The sequence below is a fragment of the Achromobacter veterisilvae genome (assembly GCF_037619525.1).
Taxonomy (GTDB): domain Bacteria; phylum Pseudomonadota; class Gammaproteobacteria; order Burkholderiales; family Burkholderiaceae_B; genus Achromobacter; species Achromobacter veterisilvae.
Genome location: NZ_CP148753.1, coordinates 329443 through 350279 on the forward strand (window position 1 = coordinate 329443; position 20837 = coordinate 350279).

General features: G+C 68.5%; 18 protein-coding genes. 15 read left to right on the forward strand and 3 right to left on the reverse strand.

Annotation, left to right across the window (positions count from 1 at the left end):
* Positions 1-26 precede the first annotated feature (26 nt).
* The gene (locus WHX56_RS01475; protein WP_287754718.1) at positions 27-1094 is read right to left on the reverse strand and encodes a LysR family transcriptional regulator; all 1068 of its coding nucleotides are present in this window, start codon (positions 1092-1094) and stop codon (positions 27-29) included.
* Positions 1095-1471: 377 nt separating this feature from the next.
* Here WHX56_RS01475 and WHX56_RS01480 point away from each other — a divergent pair, with 377 nt between their 5' ends.
* The 3 genes from WHX56_RS01480 (at position 1472) to WHX56_RS01490 (ending at position 7453) form a co-directional block, all read left to right on the forward strand.
* A complete protein-coding gene (locus tag WHX56_RS01480) occupies positions 1472-2668 on the forward strand; it encodes an efflux RND transporter periplasmic adaptor subunit (RefSeq protein WP_338880100.1) in 1197 nt (398 codons plus the stop codon).
* 18 nt (positions 2669-2686) lie between these two features.
* Complete coding sequence (locus WHX56_RS01485) at positions 2687-5902, forward strand: efflux RND transporter permease subunit (protein WP_338880101.1); 3216 nt, start codon at positions 2687-2689, stop codon at positions 5900-5902.
* Between the two features lie 72 nt (positions 5903-5974).
* Positions 5975-7453 (forward strand): efflux transporter outer membrane subunit, encoded by a 1479-nt coding sequence (locus tag WHX56_RS01490; protein WP_338880102.1) that lies wholly within the window; start codon positions 5975-5977, stop codon positions 7451-7453.
* A gap of 443 nt (positions 7454-7896) precedes the next feature.
* Here the strand turns inward: WHX56_RS01490 and WHX56_RS01495 are convergent, their stop codons facing one another.
* Complete coding sequence (locus WHX56_RS01495) at positions 7897-8442, reverse strand: hypothetical protein (protein WP_129240992.1); 546 nt, start codon at positions 8440-8442, stop codon at positions 7897-7899.
* Positions 8442-9377 carry a LysR family transcriptional regulator gene (locus WHX56_RS01500; protein WP_129240993.1) on the reverse strand — a complete coding sequence of 312 codons (936 nt, stop codon included), beginning with the start codon at positions 9375-9377 and terminating at the stop codon, positions 8442-8444. Before WHX56_RS01500 ends, WHX56_RS01495 begins: the two co-directional genes overlap by 1 nt.
* 171 nt (positions 9378-9548) lie before the next feature.
* On the opposite strand from WHX56_RS01500, the gene gtdA reads away from it, so the two are divergent.
* The 12 genes from gtdA (at position 9549) to WHX56_RS01560 (ending at position 20680) form a co-directional block, all read left to right on the forward strand.
* Positions 9549-10601, forward strand: a complete 1053-nt coding sequence (gene gtdA, locus WHX56_RS01505) for a gentisate 1,2-dioxygenase (protein ID WP_338880103.1) — start codon at positions 9549-9551, stop codon at positions 10599-10601.
* Between the two features lie 87 nt (positions 10602-10688).
* A complete protein-coding gene (locus WHX56_RS01510; RefSeq protein WP_338880104.1) occupies positions 10689-11387 on the forward strand; it encodes a fumarylacetoacetate hydrolase family protein in 699 nt (232 codons plus the stop codon).
* A gap of 17 nt (positions 11388-11404) precedes the next feature.
* Positions 11405-12043, forward strand: a complete 639-nt coding sequence (gene maiA, locus WHX56_RS01515; RefSeq protein WP_338880105.1) for a maleylacetoacetate isomerase — start codon at positions 11405-11407, stop codon at positions 12041-12043.
* Positions 12040-12423, forward strand: coding sequence for a chorismate mutase (locus WHX56_RS01520; RefSeq protein WP_129240997.1), 384 nt, complete (start codon positions 12040-12042; stop codon positions 12421-12423). The genes maiA and WHX56_RS01520 overlap by 4 nt, the downstream gene beginning before the upstream one ends.
* Positions 12416-13429 (forward strand): tripartite tricarboxylate transporter substrate binding protein, encoded by a 1014-nt coding sequence (locus tag WHX56_RS01525; RefSeq protein WP_338880106.1) that lies wholly within the window; start codon positions 12416-12418, stop codon positions 13427-13429. The genes WHX56_RS01520 and WHX56_RS01525 overlap by 8 nt, the downstream gene beginning before the upstream one ends.
* Before the next feature lie 42 nt (positions 13430-13471).
* On the forward strand, positions 13472-14824 hold the full coding sequence (locus tag WHX56_RS01530) for an FAD-dependent oxidoreductase (protein ID WP_338880107.1): 1353 nt from the start codon (positions 13472-13474) through the stop codon (positions 14822-14824).
* Between the two features lie 17 nt (positions 14825-14841).
* Positions 14842-16065 (forward strand): 3-hydroxybenzoate 6-monooxygenase, encoded by a 1224-nt coding sequence (locus WHX56_RS01535; protein ID WP_338880108.1) that lies wholly within the window; start codon positions 14842-14844, stop codon positions 16063-16065.
* A gap of 31 nt (positions 16066-16096) precedes the next feature.
* On the forward strand, positions 16097-17269 hold the full coding sequence (locus WHX56_RS01540; RefSeq protein WP_338880109.1) for an ABC transporter substrate-binding protein: 1173 nt from the start codon (positions 16097-16099) through the stop codon (positions 17267-17269).
* 67 nt (positions 17270-17336) lie between these two features.
* Positions 17337-18251, forward strand: a complete 915-nt coding sequence (locus WHX56_RS01545; RefSeq protein ID WP_129241002.1) for a branched-chain amino acid ABC transporter permease — start codon at positions 17337-17339, stop codon at positions 18249-18251.
* A 5-nt stretch (positions 18252-18256) separates the two neighbouring features.
* Positions 18257-19243, forward strand: a complete 987-nt coding sequence (locus tag WHX56_RS01550; RefSeq protein WP_422393650.1) for a branched-chain amino acid ABC transporter permease — start codon at positions 18257-18259, stop codon at positions 19241-19243.
* The gene (locus tag WHX56_RS01555; RefSeq protein WP_129241003.1) at positions 19236-19988 is read left to right on the forward strand and encodes an ABC transporter ATP-binding protein; all 753 of its coding nucleotides are present in this window, start codon (positions 19236-19238) and stop codon (positions 19986-19988) included. Before WHX56_RS01550 ends, WHX56_RS01555 begins: the two co-directional genes overlap by 8 nt.
* A complete protein-coding gene (locus WHX56_RS01560) occupies positions 19988-20680 on the forward strand; it encodes an ABC transporter ATP-binding protein (RefSeq protein WP_338881732.1) in 693 nt (230 codons plus the stop codon). The genes WHX56_RS01555 and WHX56_RS01560 overlap by 1 nt, the downstream gene beginning before the upstream one ends.
* The last annotated feature ends 157 nt before the right edge of the window (positions 20681-20837 follow it).

Consider the following 20837-nt stretch of genomic DNA (forward strand, 5'->3'; position numbering starts at 1 on the left):
ACGGTTTGTCCGCCGCCCCGCCATCCTTAAAGCGCGTATTCGGCCGCCTCTTCGCGCGCGCTGCGGCGCCGCGGCGGCATGCCGGGCAGCGCCGGGCTGGGCATGGCGGCCCCCACCGTGGCGGGCTGGGCGCCCTGGCTGCGCGCGTAGACGCCGCAGTGGGCGGCGGCGGGGTCGGTTTCATCGCGGCCGCTCAGCAGCGGGCAGCCCGCGAACAATTCCGCCACCCAGTCGGTGAAGGCGCGCACCTTGGGCGAGAGCTGCCGGCTTTGCGGATACAGCACCGAGATCGCCGTGGGGCTGGGCTTCCATTGGGGCAGCACTTCGATCAGCTCGCCCGATTGCAGGTGCGGCAGCGCCATGTAGCGCGGCACCTGGATCAGGCCGAAACCCTTGAGCCCGCAATCCAGGTAGGCGCCGGCCTCGTTCACGGCCACCGAGCCCTTCATGTCCGCTTCCTGGTGCTTGCCGTCCACGTTGAAGTCCCAGGCGCAATTGCGGCCCGTGCGGCTGGAAAAGTAGTGCACCGCGTAGTGGTCGCGCAGCGCCTCGATGGTCTGCGGCATGCCGTGGCGCGCCACGTAGGGGGGAGACGCGCAGGTCACGGTCTGCAAGGTGCCGATGCGGCGCGCGACCAGGCTGGAATCTTCCAGGTCGCCGGCGCGGATCACGCAGTCCACGGCCTCCTGCACCATGTCCACCGGACGGTCGCCCAGGCCCAGCACGAGTTCCACGTCGGGGTACTTGTCGTGGAAATCGCACAATGCGGGAATCAGGATCAGCCGCCCGATGCTGGTCGGCACGTCGATGCGCAGCCGGCCCTTCAGGCGCAGGGCCGCTTCCTGGAAGCAGGCCTCGGTTTCTTCCACGTCCGCGAGGATGCGCACGCAGTGCTGGTAATACCCGGCGCCGTCGGGCGTCAGACCGATGCGGCGCGTGGTGCGGTTGAGCAGGCGCACGCCCAGCAGGCGTTCGAGATTCTGGATGATGGTGGTGACGGTGGTGCGCGGAAGCGAGAGGCTGTCGGCCGCCCGGGTGAAGCTGTTGGCGTCCACAACGCGCACAAACACCTGCATAGCCTGAAAACGGTCCATGGCGACGGTGTCCTTGGGGAATAAGTCAGTGTGGAAGGAGCATAACCCGATTCCGGCGCAGATTAGTCGTTTTCACCGACTAGTGTTGCCGGAATGTACGGGTTTATCCGCCCCCGTAAAACACTCAAAATTCAAACCATCTTGAAGTGCCCTTGCCGCCCGGCGACCCCAAGGGGCATGTCAATCCTCAGAGTCCGGCCACCGCAAAGACCCGCCCCGCCAAAGGCGCCTTTGCCTGGAATAGGCGACCGCATTGGATGCTGCGTCGCAACATACCGGATCCCGAGGAACGGCATTCCCCCGGCCGCCGCAGCCGCCTTCCGCCCCCAGGCTCCGGCCAAGCGCGCTTCCGTCCCGACATCACTCAAGGAAACATCATGGTTTCGCGTCATCGTATTGCTGTGTTCGCCGTTTTCGCAGCCGTCATCGCGGCCGGCGGCGGTTACGCTCTCTTCCGCACCCCCGCCGTGGCCAACGCCGCCCAGGCGCAAAGCGCCCCCGCGGCGACGCCGGTCGAGGTGGCCGAGGTGCTGAACAAGACCATCGTGGACTGGCAGCGCTATTCCGGCCGCCTGGAAGCCATCGACCGCGTCGACATCCGCCCCCTGGTGTCGGGCACCCTGACCGCCGTGCACTTCCAGGACGGCAGCATCGTCAAGAAGGGCGACGTGCTCTTCACCATCGACCCGCGCCCCTACGCGGCCGAAGTCGACCGGGCCGCCGCCGCGCTCACCGCGGCCAAGGCCCGCGCCTCCTACACCGCCACCGAACTGGCCCGCGGCCAGCGGCTGCTGACCGACAACGCCATCGCCCGCCGCGACTTCGAGGAAAAGCAGAACGCGGCCCGCGAAGCCGCCGCCAATCTCCAGGGCGCGCAGGCCGCGCTGGACTATGCCCGGCTGAACCTGGGCTACACGCGCATCGAAGCGCCCGTCGCCGGCCGCGTCTCGCGCGCCGAGGTCACGGTGGGCAACGTGGTGGCCGCCGGCGCCGCGTCGGTGCCGCTGACCACCCTGGTCTCGGTGTCCAAGATGTACGCGTCGTTCGACGTGGACGAGCAGACCTTCCTGCGCTACGTGAATCCGGCCCGCAACGGCCGCAGCGGCGCCGTTCCGGTCGAACTGGGCCTGGCGAACGAAGAAGGCTACTCCCGCACGGGCTTCGTGCAATCGGTGGACAACCGCCTGGACGCCACTTCCGGCACCATCCGCGTGCGCGCCGAATTCGACAACGCCGACGGCTCGCTCCTGCCCGGGCTGTACGCCCGCGTCCGCCTGGGCGGCAGCGCCCCCCGCGAAGCCGTGCTGATCGATGAACGCGCCATCGGCACCGACCAGGACAAGCGCTACGTGCTGGTGCTGGACGACAAGAACCACGCCGTGTACCGCCAGATCAGGCTGGGCGCGAACCAGGAAGGGCTGCGCGTGGTCGACTCCGGCCTCGCCGCCGGCGAGCGCATCGTCGTCAACGGCCTGCAGCGCATCCGCCCGGGCGATGCCGTGGCCCCCACCGTCGTCCCGATGGTTGCCGCGCAGCGCAATCCGGTCAAGACCGCCTCGGCCGCGCTGAACTGATCCGCAACGAGAACGTCCATGAATATCTCGAAATTCTTCATCGACCGGCCGATCTTCGCCGGCGTGCTGTCCATACTGGTGCTGCTGGCGGGCATCCTGGCCATGTTCCAACTGCCCATCTCCGAGTATCCGGAAGTGGTGCCGCCGTCCGTGGTCGTGCGCGCGCAGTACCCCGGCGCCAACCCCAAGGTCATCGCCGAAACCGTCGCCTCTCCGCTGGAAGAATCCATCAACGGCGTCGAGGACATGCTGTACATGCAGTCGCAGGCCAATAGCGACGGCAACCTGACCCTGACGGTGAACTTCAAGCTGGGCGTGGACCCGGACAAGGCGCAGCAACTGGTGCAGAACCGCGTGTCGCAGGCGCTGCCGCGGCTGCCGCCGGACGTGCAGCGTCTGGGCGTCACCACGGCCAAAAGCTCGCCCACGCTGACGCTGGTGGTGCACCTGATTTCGCCCAACGACCGCTACGACATCACCTACCTGCGCAACTACGCCATCCTGAACGTGAAGGACCGCCTGGCCCGCATCTCGGGCGTGGGCGAAGTGACGGTGTGGGGCTCGGGCAACTACTCCATGCGCGTCTGGCTGGATCCGCAGAAGGTGGCCCAGCGCGGCATGACGGCCAGCGAAGTGGTGGCCGCCATCCGCGAACAGAACGTGCAGGTCGCCGCCGGCGTGATCGGCGCATCGCCCACGCTGGGCGACGTGCCGCTACAACTGAACGTGAACGCGCGCGGCCGCCTGCAGACCGAGGAAGAGTTCCGCGACATCATCCTGAAGACCTCGTCGGACGGCGCCGTGACGTACCTGTCCGACGTCGCCCGCGTCGAGCTCGACGCGCAGGAATACGGCCTGCGCTCGCTGCTGGACAACAAGCAGGCGGTGGGCATGGGCATCATGCAGTCGCCGGGCGCCAACGCGCTGGACGTGTCCACCAAGGTGCGCGCGGCCATGGCCGAACTGGCGCAGGACTTCCCGCCGGGCGTGGAATACCGCATCGAGTACGACCCCACGCAGTTCGTCAGCGCCAGCATCGAGGCCGTCGTGCACACGCTGCTGGAGGCGATCGCGCTGGTGGTGCTGGTGGTGATCCTGTTCCTGCAGACCTGGCGCGCGTCCATCATCCCGCTGCTGGCCGTGCCGGTTTCCATCGTGGGCACCTTCGCGCTGCTCTTGATCTTCGGCTATTCCATCAACGCCCTGTCGCTGTTCGGCATGGTGCTGGCCATCGGCATCGTGGTGGACGACGCCATCGTGGTGGTGGAAAACGTGGAGCGCAACATCGCCGCCGGGCTGACGCCGCGCGAGGCGACCTACCGCGCCATGCGCGAAGTCAGCGGCCCCATCATCGCCATCGCGCTGACCCTGTGCGCGGTGTTCGTGCCGCTGGCCTTCATGACCGGCCTGACCGGGCAGTTCTACAAGCAGTTCGCCATGACCATCGCCATTTCGACGGTGATCTCGGCCTTCAACTCGCTGACCCTGTCGCCCGCGCTGTCGGCCATCCTGCTCAAGGGCCACCACGACAAACCCGACTGGCTGACCCGCGGCATGAACCGCGTGTTCGGGCGCTTCTTCAACTGGTTCAACGACATGTTCGGCCGCGCCTCGGAATCCTACGGCACAGGCGTGTCCGGCGTGATCCGCCGCAAGGCCGGCGCGATGGGCGTATACGCGGTGCTGGTGGCCGCCACCCTCGGCGTGTCCTACCTGGTGCCCGGCGGCTTCGTGCCCGCGCAGGACAAGCAGTACCTGATCGGATTCACACAGTTGCCCAACGGCGCCTCGCTGGACCGCACCGAGGCGGTCATCCGCCGCATGAGCGACATCGCGCTGAAAGAACCCGGCGTGCAGAGCGCCATCGCCTTCCCGGGCCTGTCGATCAACGGTTTCACCAACAGTTCCAGCGCCGGCATCGTTTTCGTGACGCTCAAGCCCTTCGGCGAGCGCAAGAGCGCCGCGCTGTCGGGCGACGCCATCGCGGCCTCGCTGAACCAGAAGTTCGCCGCCATCCAGGACTCGTTCATCGCGGTGTTCCCGCCCCCGCCCGTGATGGGTCTGGGCACGCTGGGCGGCTTCAAGTTCCAGATCGAGGACCGCGGCGCCGCCGGCTACGCCGAACTGGACAAGGCAAAGGCCGCCTTCCTGGCCAAGGCCCGCCAGACGCCCGAACTCGGCCCGGCCTTCTCCAGCTACGAGATCAACGTGCCGCAACTGGACGTGGACCTGGACCGCGTGAAGGCCAAACAGTTGGGCGTGCCGGTGACGGAAGTCTTCGACACCATGCAGATCTACCTGGGCTCGATGTACGTGAACGACTTCAACCGTTTCGGCCGCGTCTTCCAGGTCCGCGCGCAGGCCGATGCGCCGTTCCGCGCGCACGCCGACGACATCCTGCAACTGAAGACCCGCAACAACGCCGGCGACATGGTGCCGCTGTCGTCGCTGGTCACGGTCAAGCAGACCTTCGGCCCGGAGATGGTGGTGCGCTACAACGGCTACACCGCCGCCGACATCAATGGCGGCCCGGCGCCGGGCTATTCGTCCGACCAGGCGCAGGCCGCGGCCGAACGCGTGGCCGCCGAGACGCTGCCGCGCGGCATGAAGATGGAATGGACCGACCTGACCTACCAGCAGATCCTGGCGGGCAACGCCGGCCTGTGGGTGTTCCCGATCAGCGTGCTGCTGGTGTTCCTGGTGCTGGCCGCGCTGTATGAAAGCCTGACCCTGCCGCTGGCCGTGATCCTGATCGTGCCGATGAGCATCCTGGCCGCGCTGACGGGCGTCTACCTGACCGGCAACGACAACAACATCTTCACCCAGATCGGTTTGATGGTGCTGGTGGGGCTGTCGGCGAAGAACGCGATCCTGATCGTGGAGTTCGCCCGCGAACTGGAAATGAACGGCCGCACGCCGCTGGAAGCCGCCATCGAGGCCAGCCGCCTGCGCCTGCGCCCGATCCTGATGACGTCCATCGCGTTCATCATGGGCGTGGTGCCGCTGGTGCTGTCCTCGGGCGCGGGTTCGGAAATGCGCCACGCCATGGGCGTCGCCGTGTTCTTCGGCATGCTGGGCGTGACCTTGTTCGGCCTGTTCCTGACGCCGGTGTTCTACGTGCTGCTGCGTTCGCTGGGCGGCAAGAAGCTGCATTCGGCCGCGCCGCACGAGGCCCCCGTCTGCGTGCCGCACCTGGACCCGCACGCGCCGCCCGCCCCGCAGCACAACGCCTGAGCCGGCAGACCGAGAACATAGCCAGCGCGTCCCGCCCCGGCGGCGGGACGCGCCACCAAGAGAATAGCCATCATGATCCAAAGACTGACCCGCGGTTCCGCCCTGCTTGCCGTCCTGCTCGCGCTGGCCGGCTGCGCGGTGGGCCCGACCTACGAACGGCCCTCGGCCGCGGTGCCCGCGGCCTACAAGGAAGCGGCCCTGCCCGCGTCCGAAGCCGGCACCTGGAAGCCCGCCGAACCCTCGGAAGAGGCGCTGCGCGGCGCCTGGTGGAAGGTGTTCGACGACGAAGGCCTGAACCAGCTCGAAGAAGAAGCCCAGCACGCCAACCAGAACCTGCAGGCCGCGGCCGCGCGCCTGACCCAGGCGCGGGCGCTGCAACGCGAAGCGCGCTCCGGCTTCTTCCCCACCCTGGACGCCGCCTTCGGCCCCAACCGCCAGCGTCCTTCCGCCGTGTCGCAAGGCCTGCCGGACGGCACGTCCACCAGCCCCGTCACCACCTGGCGCGCCCAGGGCATGGTGTCGTACGAGGCCGACCTGTTCGGACGCGTGGCCTCGACCTTCGATGCCGCCACCGCCGACGCCCAGCAAAGCGAAGCGCTGTACCGCTCGGTGCTGCTGGCGCTGCAGGCCGACGTCGCCACGACCTACTTCCTGGTCCGCGAACAGGACGCCGAATCGCAGCTCTACCGCCAGACGGTCAAGCTGCGCACGGACACGCTGCAACTGATCCAGCGCCGCTACGACGCCGGCGACATCAGCGAACTGGACCTGGCGCGCGCCAAGTCCGAACTGGCCAGCGCGCAATCCGAATCGCTGGGCATCGACCGCCGCCGCGCCGCGTCCGAACACGCGCTGGCGGTGCTGCTGGGCCGCGCGCCGTCGGAATTCGCGATGCCGCCGCAGCCGATCCAGAAAGTGGCACTGTCGATCCCGGCCGGGCTGCCGTCCGCCCTGCTGGAACGCCGCCCGGACATCGCCGCCGCCGAACGCGCGATGGCCGCGGCCAACGCGCGCGTGGGCGCGGCCAAGTCCGCGTTCTTCCCGCGCCTGGACATCACCGGCGCCTTCGGCTATGAATCGTCGGACCTGGGCAACCTGTTCCAATGGTCCAGCCGCACCTTCCTTCTTGGCCCGCTGGTGGGCGCCGCCCTGTCCATGCCCATCTTCGACGGCGGCCGCCGCCAGGCCGGCCTGGACCGGGCCCGCGCCGTCTACGAGGAAGACGTCGCCACCTACCGCCAGACCGTGCTGAACGCCTTCCGCGAAGTGGAAGACAACCTGGCCAACCTGCGCATCCTGGCCGACCAGACCCGCGCCCAGGACGCCGCCGTCGAATCGGCCGCGCGCGCCGCCAAGCTGTCGCACACGCAGTACCGGGAAGGATCCATCAGCTACCTGGACGTGATCGAAGCCGACCGCAGCGTGCTATTGCAGCAGCGCGTGGCCGTGCAGTTGAGCGGCGAACAGGCGCGCTCGGCCGTCGGCCTGATCCGCGCGATCGGCGGCGGCTGGGAAAACCCCGTGCCCGCGGAGAAGGTGGCGGCGAAATGAGTTGGAGTGTCCGGCGCCTGGCACCACACAAAGCCAGGTGTAAAGCCAGGTGTCAGACACCCATACGGCAAGCCGCCTCAACCCCGAAGCAGCGCTTCCCGGGTGTCTGACACCCACCCGTGGCAACAGCATCTTCCCCCGGGTGTCAGACACCCCGGAACATCCCTTCCGCCCGTACCGTCATCTCGTACGGGTGTCAGACACTTGGCCTGCCCCCTTCCGCTCCATGTAAAGACCAGGTGTCAGACACCCGTACGGCAAGCCGCCTCAACCCCGAAGCAGCGCTTCCCGGGTGTCTGACACCCACCCGCGGCAACAGCATCTTCCCCCGGGTGTCAGACACCCCGGAACATCCCTTCCACCCGTACCGCCATCTCGTACGGGTGTCAGACACTGGGCCTGCCCCCCCGCTCCATGTAAAAGCCAGGTGTCAGACACTCGCCCTACCTCTTCCGCTCCATATACCGCCGCGCCATCTGGTACCCGGCGTACACATAAAACCCGCTGCTATTGAGCACCAGCCAGGCGCCCAGGCCGCCCAGCAGCGCCACCACGGGCCCCACCGCGCGCATGTCGCCCTGCGTCCAGGCGATCCCGCCCAGGATGCCGACGGCGACCAGGCCCGCTGCCAGCCGCTTCAGCACCACCAGGCCGAAAGCGTGTCCGCCCATGAACGCGACCACGCCGATCGCCAGCGCCAGCGCCGTGCCGGCGCAGACCAGCACCAGCGCGAACGCCGCTGGCGCCGATCCCGCGCCGTGCCGCAGCAGATCCAATACCCCGATCCCCACGCCCAGGCCGCCCGTCATCACCAGCACGGCCAGCACCAGCGGCGACCACATGCCCGGCGGCGCGCGGCGCGCATCCATGGCCGCCACGAAGCGGTGCATCGCCGCCGACGAGGACGGCTCGTCCTGCCCGGGCAGCGCGGCTTCCAGCCTGCGGCATTGCGCGATCAGCGCGTTCAGGCCCGCGCGCGGCTGGTCCATCACACCCTCGCCGCGCCCGGCGCATGTTCCGCGACCGTGTTGCGCAGGGCCGCCATGGCCTCCTGCACCGCGATCGGACGGAACGGATCCTCGCGCCAGTACATGGCCACCGACCCGAAGCCCGACAGCCGCACGGGAATGACGCGCATGGCCCGCATCTGCGAAAAGCGCAGCGCGGCGCGATGCGAGGCCACCCCGATCATGTCGCTGTTGTTGATCAGGGTGAGGTTGATGGTCACCGAGTTGGACTCCACGTGGTCGGGCGGCGGCGCCTGCCCCGCCGCGGCCAGCGCGGCGTCCACCGCGTTGCGGATGGGCGTGCCCTTGGGCCAGAGGATCCAGCGGTAGGAAAGCAGGTCCTGCCAGGATGGCTGCTCCACCGCGAACAAAGGATGCCGGGGCCGCGCCACCAGGTGGATGGGCTCCAGGTACAGGGCCTCGAAGCGGATGGCGGGATCGTGGTGCTCGGGCGCGGACCGGCCCACCACGATGTCCAGGTCGCCCTGCGCCAGTTGCGCCAGCAGATGGTCGGTGGTGCCCTCCACCAGCTTCACGCGCGCCTGCGGCATGCGTTCCAGCAGCTTCATCACCGCCAGCGGCACCGTGTCCGACGCGGACGCGCCCGACGCGCCGATCACCACCCTGCCGCCGCCGCCTTCGCGCAGCGCCGCCATGTCCGCGCTGGCGCGGTCCAACTGCGCCTCGACCCGCTGGGCATGGGCGATCAGCACGTCGCCGTGCGGCGTCGGGCGCAGGCCGCGCGCGTGGCGTTCGAACAGCGGCAGCCCGATGTCGTCTTCCAGATCCTTCAGCCATTTGGACAGGCCCGGCTGCGTGGTGTTGAGCATCGCCGCCGAATGGCTGATGTTGCGGGTCTGGGCCAGGCTGAGCAGCATTTTCAGATTGCGCAGGCGCAACCGGTGGGTCCAGTCCATACAGGCCCTCGTTTGTCTCGTATGTATATTCTTATTGATATGGATAATAAGATAATTTCATTTCAAAACACATAGCTCCGTACGCATAATCGTCTCCACAACAGGATCAGCCGCGAACACGCGGCGGCCACCCGCAGAAGCCGGCGCCAGCCGGACATTCCGGAGACAAACATGCCCGACGGCCACACGCCCGCTGCCGATCGCGCCGCCTATTACGCGCGCATCGCCAAGAAAAACATGGCTCCCCTCTGGGAGTCGCTGCACAACCTGGTGCCGCGCGAGCCCGCGCCGCGCTGCGTGCCCGCCATCTGGAAATACGACGACGTGCGCGACGACGTCATGTCCTCCGGCTCGCTCATCAGCGCCGAGGAAGCCGTGCGGCGCGTCCTGATCCTGGAAAATCCCGGCCTGCCCGGCCAGGCCAGCATCACGCAAAGCCTGTACGCCGGCCTGCAACTGATCCTGCCCGGCGAGATCGCGCCCAGCCACCGCCACACGCAATCGGCGCTGCGCTTCATCGTGGAAGGCCGCGGCGCCTACACGGCCGTGAACGGCGAACGCACCACCATGCGCCCCGGCGACTTCATCATCACGCCGTCCTGGACCTGGCACGACCACGGCAACGCCGAAACCGCCGAGGGCGGCGAGCCCGTGGTGTGGCTGGACGGCCTGGACATCCCGCTGCTGCGCTTCCTGGACGCGGGCTTCGCCGAGAACTACCCCTCCGCCACCCAGCCGGTCACGCGCCCCGAGGGCGACAGCATGGCCCGCTACGGCCACAACATGATGCCGGTGCGCCACCAGGCCGCGAGCGGCACCTCCCCCATCTTCAACTATCCCTACGAGCGCAGCCGCGACGCGCTGGACCAGCTCTACCGCCACGGCGAACTCGATCCCTGGGACGGCGTGAAGCTGCGCTACCTGAACCCGGCCACCGGCGGCTACCCCATGCCGACGATGGCCACCTTCATGCAGTTCCTGCCGGCCGGCTTCCAGGGCAAGACCTACCGCAGCACCGATTCCACGGTCTACAGCGTGGTCGAGGGCCGCGGCACGGCGCGCATCGGCGACCGGGAATTCCACTTCGGTCCGCGCGACGTGTTCGTCGCGCCGTCCTGGATGCCGGTGGAGCTTGCCGCGCTGGAAGACGCCACGCTGTTCAGCTATTCGGACCGCCCGGTGCAGGACGCGCTGGGCATCTGGCGCGAAGCCCGCACCGGCTGAAGTCCGCCGGCAGCAGCCGCGCGCCAGGCGCCGGCAGCCGCCTTTCCGTTTCCATTCCGTGCGCATCGCGCACCCAAAGGGTGATCCATGTCTTTCGTCTTCGATCCCGCCGCTCCCGTCGCCGTGCCCGTGGCCGGCAGCCAGGACCGCTTTCCCGTGCGCCGCGTCTACTGCGTGGGCCGCAACTACGCCGCCCACGCCAGGGAGATGGGCTTCGACCCCGACCGCGAACCGCCGTTCTTCTTCTGCAAGCCCGCCGACGCCGTGGTGCCCGTGGCCGAAGGCAGCACGCTGTCGCTGCCCTATCCGCCCGAGACGGCCAACCTGCACTATGAGATCGAACTGGTCGCGGCCATCGGCCGCGGCGGCGCCGACATCCCCGTCGAGCGGGCGCTCGAACACGTCTGGGGCTATGCCGTCGGCCTGGACATGACGCGCCGCGACCTGCAGATGAAGATGCGCGAGGCCGGCCGGCCCTGGGAACTGGGCAAGGCCTTCGACCAGAGCGGGCCCATCGGACCGCTCTATCCCGCAAGCGCCGTCAAGGACATCCACAAGGCCGGCATCTGGCTGCAAGTCAACGGCGCCGACAAGCAGAGAAGCGACATCGGCAAGCTGATCTGGTCCATCGCCGAAACCGTCTCCTACCTGTCCCGATACTTCCGCCTGGAAGCCGGCGACCTGATCTACACCGGCACGCCCGAAGGCGTGGGCCCCGTGGTCCGCGGCGACAAGATGGTCGGCGGCATCGACGGCCTGGGCACGCTCAGCGTGCAGATCGCCTGAACCTCCCGGGAACCCGCATGCAACTCCACAGTTTCTTCAATAGCTCCACCTCCTACCGCGTGCGCATCGCGCTGGCGCTCAAGGGCCTGCCCTACGACTACCTGCCCGTGAACCTGCGCAGGCAGGAGCAGCGCGCCGCGGACTACGTGGCCCTGAACCCCTCGGCCGGCGTGCCCCTGCTGGTCGACGGCGACCTCCGGCTGTCGCAATCGCTGGCCATCGTCGACTACCTGGACGCCACGCATCCCGCGCCGCGCCTGATCCCGGCCGACACGCTGGCGCGCGCGCGCGTGCTAGAGCTGTCCGACGCCATTTCCTGCGACATCCACCCCGTCAACAACATGCGCATCCTGCGCTACCTGCAGGACGTGCTGGGCGCAAGCGACGAACAGAAGAACGCCTGGTACCACCACTGGATCCGGGAAGGCCTGACGGCCGTGGAAGCGCTGCTGGCCCGCCACGGCCACGGCGCCTACTGCTTCGGCGACGCGCCTACGCTGGCGGACTGCTGCCTGGTGCCGCAGGTGGCGAACGCCCAGCGCATGGGCTGCGACCTTTCCGCCTACCCGCGCGTGCTGCGCATCCATGAACACTGCAACGCGCAGCCCGCCTTCCAGCAGGCCGCGCCCGCCCTGCAACCGGACTACACCTCATGACGAACCAGGAACCCGACGCCCAGGGCGCGCCGCTGCGCGCCTACACGGACCCCGCCTACCGCCCGCTGTGCGCCACGCTGGCCGACGTGCGCGCCAATATCGACCGTCTGGACGACGAGATCGTCCGGCTGATCGCCGAGCGCGCCATGTACGTGAAAGACGCCGCGCGCTTCAAGCGCGACGCCTTCCAGGTCAGCGCGCCCGCCCGCCAGGCCCAGGTCTTCGATAAGGCCCGCCAACTGGCCGACCGCCACAACCGGGGCTTCGCCAACCTGGAACAGGTGGTGGACGCCACCTACCGCGCGATGGTCGCCGCCTTCATCGCCAACGAACAGACCTACTTCAACAGCATGAAAGACCTGGGAGACACCCATGCATAAGTCCTCGACGCCGGCCGCCCCGCGCAAGCCCGCGCGCCGCATCGCGTCCAGCGCGCTGGCGCTGGCGTTCGCCGCCCTGGCCCCGCTGGGCGCGGCGCATGCCGACGCCTGGCCCGCCCAGCCGCTCAAGGCCGTCGTGCCGTTCGGCCCGGGCTCCAGCCCCGACCAGGTGGCGCGCATCGTCGGCGAAAAGGCCGGCGCCATCCTGGGCCAGTCCATCGTCATCGAGAACAAGCCGGGCGCCAGCGGCAACATCGGTACCTACGCCATCGCCAACGCCAAGCCCGACGGCTACACCTTCGGCGTCTCGATTACGGGTCCGCTGGTCAACAACACCCTGCTGTTCGACAAGCTGCCCTACGCGCCCGCGACCGACCTGTCGCCGCTGACGCTCGCCGTGCACCAGCCCAACGTGCTGGTCGTGCCCGCCACCGCCGGCATCGGCAGCGTCGGCGAATTGCTGGAGGCGCTGAAGAAGAATCCGGACAAGTACAACTTCCCGTCGCCGGGCGCGGGCACGGTGTCGCACCTCGCCGTGGAATTGATGCTGCAGCAGATCGGCGCGCGCGCCACCCACGTGCCCTATCCCTCGTCGCCCGCCGCGCTGACCTCGCTGCTGTCGGGCGATACGCAATTCGCCGCCCTGCCGCCCATCGCGGTCATGCCCATGGTGAAGGACGGCCGCCTGAAGGCGCTGGCCGTCACTTCGTCCAGGCGCTCTTCGCTGCTGCCCGACATCCCGACGCTGGCGGAAGTGGGCGTGCCGGGCATCGAGGGATCCGCGTGGATCGGCTTCGTGATCTCGGCCAAGGTTCCCGCCGACATCCAGAAGAAGCTGTCCGACGCGCTGATCCAGGCGGTCCGCGATCCGGACGTGGCCAAGCGGCTGCAGGCGCAGTTCATGGATCCGGTGGGCAGCACGCCGGCCGAGTTCCGCGGCTACATGGACGACGAGCTCAAGCGCTGGGAACCCCTGATCCGCAAGCTGGGCATCAAGGGCCAGTAACGCGGCGCCGCGCAACCTCTCAGTACAGGCAAGGAGAATCAGATGGCCATCACCGAACCCGCCCGCCAGGTCCCCCTCTACGGCGAATATGGCGTCGTCGTGCTGGGCGGCGGCCCGGCCGGCCTGCTGGCCGCCGCCAGCGCCGCGCGCAACGGCGCCAGCGTGCTGCTCGTGGAGCGCTACGGCTTCCTGGGCGGCATGGGCACGGCGGCGGGGGTGTCCAACTTCTGCGGGCTGCACGCCAATATCCATGGCGACATCCGGCAGGTCGTCCACGGCATGACAGACGAATTGCTGGACCGCATGCGCGCCATGGACGGCCTCAACGATCCGCACCTGATCCTGGGCAAGATCCACGCCCAGGCCTATGACATCTCGGCCTTCAAGTGCGCCGCGGACGGGCTGGTGCAGGACAGCGGCGCGCAGGTGCTGTTCCATGCCCTGGCCACGGGCGTGGCGCGGGACGCGGACGGCCGCGTGGACGCGCTCTTCCTGGAGACCAAGTCGGGCCGCCGCGCGGTGCGCGCCCGGATCTTCATCGACTGTTCGGGCGACGCCGATATCGCCCAGTGGGGCGGCCTGCCCTTCGAAAAGGGCGACGACCGCGGCCGCATGCTCTACCCCACGCTGATGTTCAAGGTGGGCAACGTGGACGGCGCCCGCGCGCAGGAAGCATGGAAGACCATCCCGCAACTGATGGACCAGGCCGCCGCCAGCGGGGAATTCACGTTCCCCCGCCGCGGCGCCATCGTGCGTCCGCAAAAGCACGACTACGAATGGCGGGTCAACGTGACCCAACTGGCCAACGCGGACGGCAGCGCGGCCGACGGCACGGACGCGGACTCGCTGTCGGCCGGCGAACTGGAAGGCCGGCGCCAGATCGTGCAGTACCTGGCATTCCTGCGCGCCAAGGTGCCCGGCTTCGAGAACGCCTACGTGCTGGACATCGCTCCCCAACTGGGCATCCGGGAAACGCGCCGCATCGTCGGCGAAGCCGTGCTGACCAAGGAACACGTACTCGGCTGCGCCGACTTCGAGGACAGCATCGGCGTCAACGGCTGGCCGCTGGAAATGCACACGGCCGGCGACGTGCAGTGGGTCTGGCCGCCCATCCCGGAATCCCGCGGCTACAACCAGCTACCGTTCCGAATGATGGTGCCACGGCGCGGGCCGGGCCTGGCGGACAACGTGCTGGTCGCCGGACGCTGCGCGTCCATGACGCACGAGGGCCAGTCCGCCGCGCGGGTGAGCGGTAGCTGCTTCGTGATGGGCGAAGCGGCCGGCACGGCGGCGGCGATGGCGCTCCAGGCCGGCATCGCGCCGGCCGGCGTTTCCATCCCCGCTTTGCAGGCTCGAATGAAAAAGCAGGGCGCCTTCCTGGGCGGCCGGGACTGAACGGCGCGGAGGCCGCAATGAACGCAACGCAGAAAACGACGCCCTCGGGGCAATCCGTCATCGTGGTCGGCGGCGGCATCGGCGGCCTGGCCGCCGCGCTGGCGCTGACCCGCCAGGGAATCGCCGTACAACTGCTGGAACAGACCGCGCACATCGGCGAGATCGGCGCCGGCATCCAGCTCGGGCCCAATGCCTTCGCGGCGCTGGACGCGCTGGGCGTGGGCGCCGCGGCGCGCGGACGCGCCGTGTTCACCGACCACATCATCATGATGGACGCGGTGGACGCCCGGGAAGTGGTGCGCATCGACACCGGCGAAGCCTTCCGCGAACGCTTCGGCGGCCCCTACGCCGTCATCCACCGCGCCGACATCCACCTGTCCATCCTGGAAGCCGTGCAGCAGAACCCGCTGATCAGCTTCCGCACGTCCACGCAGATCGCCGGCATGTCGCAGGACGGCGCGGGCGTGGAGGTGGTGGACACGCAGGGCAACCGCTACCGCGCCGACGCGGTGGTGGGCGCGGACGGCGTGAAGTCCGTGATCCGCGAGCGCATGGTGGGCGATCCGGCGCGGGTGACGGGCCACGTCGTGTACCGCGCCGTGGTCGAGCGCGAGAACATGCCCGAGGAACTGCGCATCAACGCGCCCGTGCTTTGGGCCGGCCCGCACTGCCACCTGGTGCATTACCCCCTGCGCGGCGGCCAGCAATACAACCTGGTGGTGACCTTCCACAGCCGCGAGCAGGAAGAATGGGGCGTGCGCGAAGGCAGCAAGGAGGAAGTGCTGTCCTACTTCGAGGGCATCCACCCGCGCCCGCGGCAGATGCTGGACCGCCCCACTTCGTGGAAGCGCTGGGCCACCGCCGACCGCGAGCCCGTGGAGCGCTGGGGCCAGGGCCGCGTCACCATCCTGGGCGACGCCGCGCATCCCATGACGCAATACATGGCCCAGGGCGCCTGCATGGCGCTGGAAGACGCGGTGACGCTGGGCGAAGCGATCCGGCATTGCGGACAGGACCTGGAAGCCGCTTTCCGCCTGTACGAATCGGTCCGCATCCCGCGCAGCGCGCGCGTGGTCTGGTCCACGCGGGAGATGGGCAGGCTTTATCACGCGCGGGGCGTCGAACGCACCGTGCGCAACATGCTGTGGACGGGCCGCAGCCAGTCCCAGTTCTACGACGCGTTGCAGTGGCTGTATGGGTGGAAAGTGGAGAACTGCCTCGCACGGGGTTCGGCGCAGTAGGCAGAAAAAACAAGCTCAGGAGGAGACAACCATGTACAAGAAGACCATCGGCGGAACCGCCATCGCGCTGGCGCTGGCCTCGTTCGCGGCCGGCGCGCAGCCCAAGCCCGTGGACATCGGCTTCATCGGCACGCTGTCCACCCCCGCCGGCTATATCGGCGAAGACGAGCGCGACGCGTTCATGCTGGCCGTGAAGGAAGGCGGCGGCAAGCTCGGCGGCGTGCCGGTCAATGTGCGCGTCGAGGACGACGCGCTCAAGCCCGCCAACGCCAAGCAGATCGCCGACAAGATGGTGCAGGGCGGCGTGCGCCTGTTCACCGGCATCAATTTCTCGAACGTGATGGCCGCGGTCGGTCCGACGGTGCTGAACGCCGGCGCCTTCTACGTCAGCCTGAACGCCGGCCCATCCAACTACGCCGGCAAGGCCTGCAACCCCAACTACTTCGCCGTCGCGTTCCAGAACGATTCCTACGCGGACACCGCCGGCATGGCGGCCAATGAACTGGGCGCCAAGCGCGTGGTCATCATGGCGCCCAACTACCAGGCCGGACGCGACGCGGTCGCCGGCTTCAAGCGCGCCTACAAGGGCGAAATCGCCGACGAGATCTACACCAAGCTGGAACAGGCCGACTTCTCGGTCGAACTGGCGCGAATCCGCTCGCTGAACCCCGACGCCATCTTCCAGTTCCATCCGGGCGGCGCGGGCATCAACCTGACCAAGCAGTTCGCCAATTCCGGGCTGGCCGGCCAGATCAAGATGATCACGCCCATCTACTCGATGGACGACCGCATGCTGGCCGCCACCGGCACGGCGGGCGCGGGCTTCTACCTGAGTTCGCTGTGGAGCGCCGACCTGGACAACCCGCAGAGCAAGCACTTCGTGGAGGCCTTCACCAAGGCGTACAACCGCGCGCCCACCGCCTATGCCGCGCAGGCCTACGACACCGCCAACCTCATGGCCTCGGCCCTGAAGGCCGTCGACGGCGACATCGCCGGCCGCGCCGACGACTTCCGCGCCGCGCTTCGCCGCGCCGACTTCCCCAGCGTGCGCGGCAAGTTCAAGTTCGGCCCGAACCAGCACCCCATCCAGGACTGGTACCTGCTGCACATCGAGGCCGGCCCGGACGGCAAGCTGACCTACAAGAACCTCAAGGTCATCGCGCGCGACCACACCGACGTGCACGCGGCCGACTGCAAGATGTAGGCCGGGACGGAGGCGGGCGGACGGCGCACGGCCGGACCGCCTCCGCGCCGCTCCACAAGGAGTTTCCATGCTGATGTTCCTGGAGCAGGTCCTCAACGGCCTGCAATACAGCGCCTTGCTGTTCCTGCTGTCGGCGGGCTTGACGCTGGTGTTCGGCATCATGAACGTCATCAACCTGACGCACGGCTCGTTCTACATGGTGGGCGCGTTCTGCGCGGCCAGCGCGGCCGCCGCCACGGGCTCGTTCGCCGCGGCCCTGCTGGCGGCGCTGACCGGCGCGGCGCTGTACGGCCTGGCGGTGGAACTGCTGGTGATCCGCCACCTGTACCGCCGCGACCACCTGGACCAGGTGCTGGCCACGCTGGGCCTGACGCTGTTCACCAACGAACTGGTCACGGTGCTGTTCGGCCGCAGCCCGCCGTTCATGGACATCCCGCCGTTCCTGTCGGGGTCCGTGGCGCTGCTGCCGGGCCTGAACTACCCCGTGATGCGGCTGGCCTTCATCGGCGCGGGCGTGCTGGTGGCGGTCGGGCTGTGGTTCCTGATCTCGCGCACCCGCATCGGCATGCTGGTGCGCGCCGGGGCCGACGACGGCGAAATGGTCGACGCGCTGGGCGTGAACATCCAGCGCCTGTTCACGCTGATCTTCACGCTCGGCGCCCTGCTCTGCGGCTTTGCCGGCGTGATGGCGGCGCCGCTGCTGGCGGTGGAGATCGGCATGGGCGAACGCATCCTGATCACCACTTTCGTGGTCATCGTGGTGGGCGGCGTGGGCTCGGTGCGCGGCGCGCTGGCGGGCTCCCTGATGATAGGCATGACCGACGCGCTGGGACGCGCGTACATCCCGTTCTGGATGTCGCGGCTGCTGCCGCCGGAACTGTCGGATTCCGCCAGTTCCAGCCTGGTGTCGGCCAGCATCTACATCCTGATGGCCGTCGTGCTGCTGTTCAAGCCGCGAGGCCTCGTGCCCGCGCAGCGTTAGGAACGATAGTGTCAAACACCTCGATCAATAGAAAAGTCCTCGTCAACGCCATCGGGTTCCTGCTGTTCGCCCTGGTGCCCGCCATCGCGTCGGCCACGGGCGAGGCCTTCCTGGTCAACCTGATGACCCGCTTCCTCATCTACGCCATCGCCGCGGTCAGCCTGGACCTGATCCTGGGCTACGGCGCCATGGTCAGCTTCGGCCACGCCGCCTTCTTCGGGCTGGGCGGCTACGTGATCGGCATCGCCGGCTTCCACCTGGGCCAGGGCGACACGCTGTTCGGCTGGAGCGGCAGCAACGCCGCGCTGGCCATGTGGCCGCTGGCCGTCGCGGTTGCGGCGCTGGCCGGGCTGGCGGTGGGTTTCCTGTCGCTGCGCACCTCGGGCGTGCAGTTCATCATGATCACGCTGGCATTCGGGCAGATGCTGTACTTCATCCTCGTCGGCCTGATGGTCTACGGCGGCGACGACGGCCTGTCGATCGACGCGCGCAATACGCTGCCCGGCCTGGACATGAACCGCCCCGCCACCTTCTACTACGTCTGCCTGGCGCTCATGACGGCCTGGGTGCTGGCCTGCCGCCGCATCGTCGATTCGCCCTTCGGCATGGCGCTGCAAAGCATCAAGCAAAACCCGCGCCGCAGCGTCGGGCTGGGCCTGGCGCCGCTGCGCTACCGGCTCACCGCCTTCGTGCTGTCGGCCGCCGGCACCGGCCTGGCCGGCGCGCTGTGGGCGAACTACGCGCTCTTCGTCAGCCCGGACATGTCGTCCTGGCAGAAGTCCGGCGAACTGATGGCCATGGTCATCCTGGGCGGAATGGGCTCGATCTTCGGGCCGGTGCTGGGAGTGGCCGTGTACCTGGGCCTGGAGCAGGTCGCCACCGCATGGACGGAACACTGGATGCTGATCCTGGGGCCCGTCCTGGTGCTGGTGGTGCTGTTCGGCAAGCGCGGCGTGTATGGCTGGCTGGTGGGAGGGAAACACCATGACTGATCGGCCCAAACTGGAAATCCGCGGTCTCCAGAAGCGCTTCGGCGCCGTGCACGCCACGCAGGGCGTCGACCTGGCGGTCAGGCCCGGCGAACTGCACGCGCTGATCGGCCCCAACGGCGCCGGCAAGACCACGCTGCTGTCGCAGATCGGCGGCGAGATCCTGCCCGACGCCGGCAGCATCCTGCTCGACGGCCGCGACATCACCCGCATGCCCGCGCACAAGCGGCCTGCGGCGGGGCTGGCCCGCTCGTTCCAGATCAGCCAGCTCTATCCCGGCTTCACCGCCGAGGACAACGTCGCCATGGCCGTGCAGGCGCGCAGCCCCGGCGGCTTCAATCTGTGGAAGAACGCCCGCGGGCTGCCGCGACTGCGCGACCCCGCCCGCCAGGCGCTGGAGCGCGTCGGGCTGGGCGGCCGCGGCGGCGTGCGCGTGTCCGCGCTGGCGCATGGCGAAAAGCGGCAACTGGAACTGGCGATGGCGCTGTCGCTGGACGCGTCCCTGCTGCTGCTGGACGAACCCATGGCCGGCATGGGCGCGGAGGAGTCGCAGCGCATGACGGCCCTGCTGCAAGAGCTCAAGGGCCGCTACGCCATCCTGCTGGTCGAACACGACATGGACGCGGTCTTCGCGCTGGCCGACCGCATCACCGTGCTGGTCTACGGCAAGACGATCTTCACCGGCACCCCGGACGAAGTGCGCCGCCATCCCGACGTGCGCGCCGCCTACCTGGGCGAGGAGGAATGATGCTGCAACTCAAGGCATTGCAAGGCGGCTACGGCGCAAGCAAAGTGCTGTTCGGCGTGGACCTCGACATCGCGCCGCGGCAGGTCGTGTCCCTGATCGGCCGCAACGGCATGGGCAAGACCACCACGGTCAAGACACTCATGGGCATGCTGCCCGCTCAGGGCGGCGACATCCTGCTGGACGGCAAGCCCATCGCGGGCCTGGCCCCGCACCGCATCGCGCAGTTGGGCATCGGGCTGGTGCCCGAAGGCCGCCGCGTCTTCGGCTCGCTGTCGGTGGAGGAAAACCTCGTCGCCACCGCCCGCAACACCCGGGCGGGCTGGCACGTGGAGCGCGTGTTCGAATTGTTCCCGCGCCTGAAGGAACGCCGCGCGCAGTCCGCCCGCACCCTGTCCGGCGGCGAACAGCAGATGCTGGCCGTGGGCCGGGCGCTCCTCATCAATCCGCGCCTGCTGGTCCTGGACGAAGCCACCGAGGGCCTCGCGCCCCTGATCCGCCAGGAAATCTGGAACTGCCTGCGCCGCCTGAAAGAAGAAGGCCAGACCATCCTGGTGATCGACAAGAACCTGAAAGAAATGGCCACGCTGGTCGACCGCCACCACGTGCTGGAAAAGGGCCGCGTCGTGTGGCAGGGCAGCCCCGCCGAACTCGCGGCCCAGCCGGAACTGGCGCAACGATATCTTGGTGTGTAGGATGGGTGGAGCGCGAGAGTTCTTAAGCCAGAACGCGATTGCTGAACGCGCGAAACCCATGCGGCCGTGGGCAGATTGTTTTCTCCATCGGCCGAAGAACAGTCTATTGCGGCCGCATGGGTTTCGCGCGCTGAAGAGCGGGGTTCTTGTGGAGAGG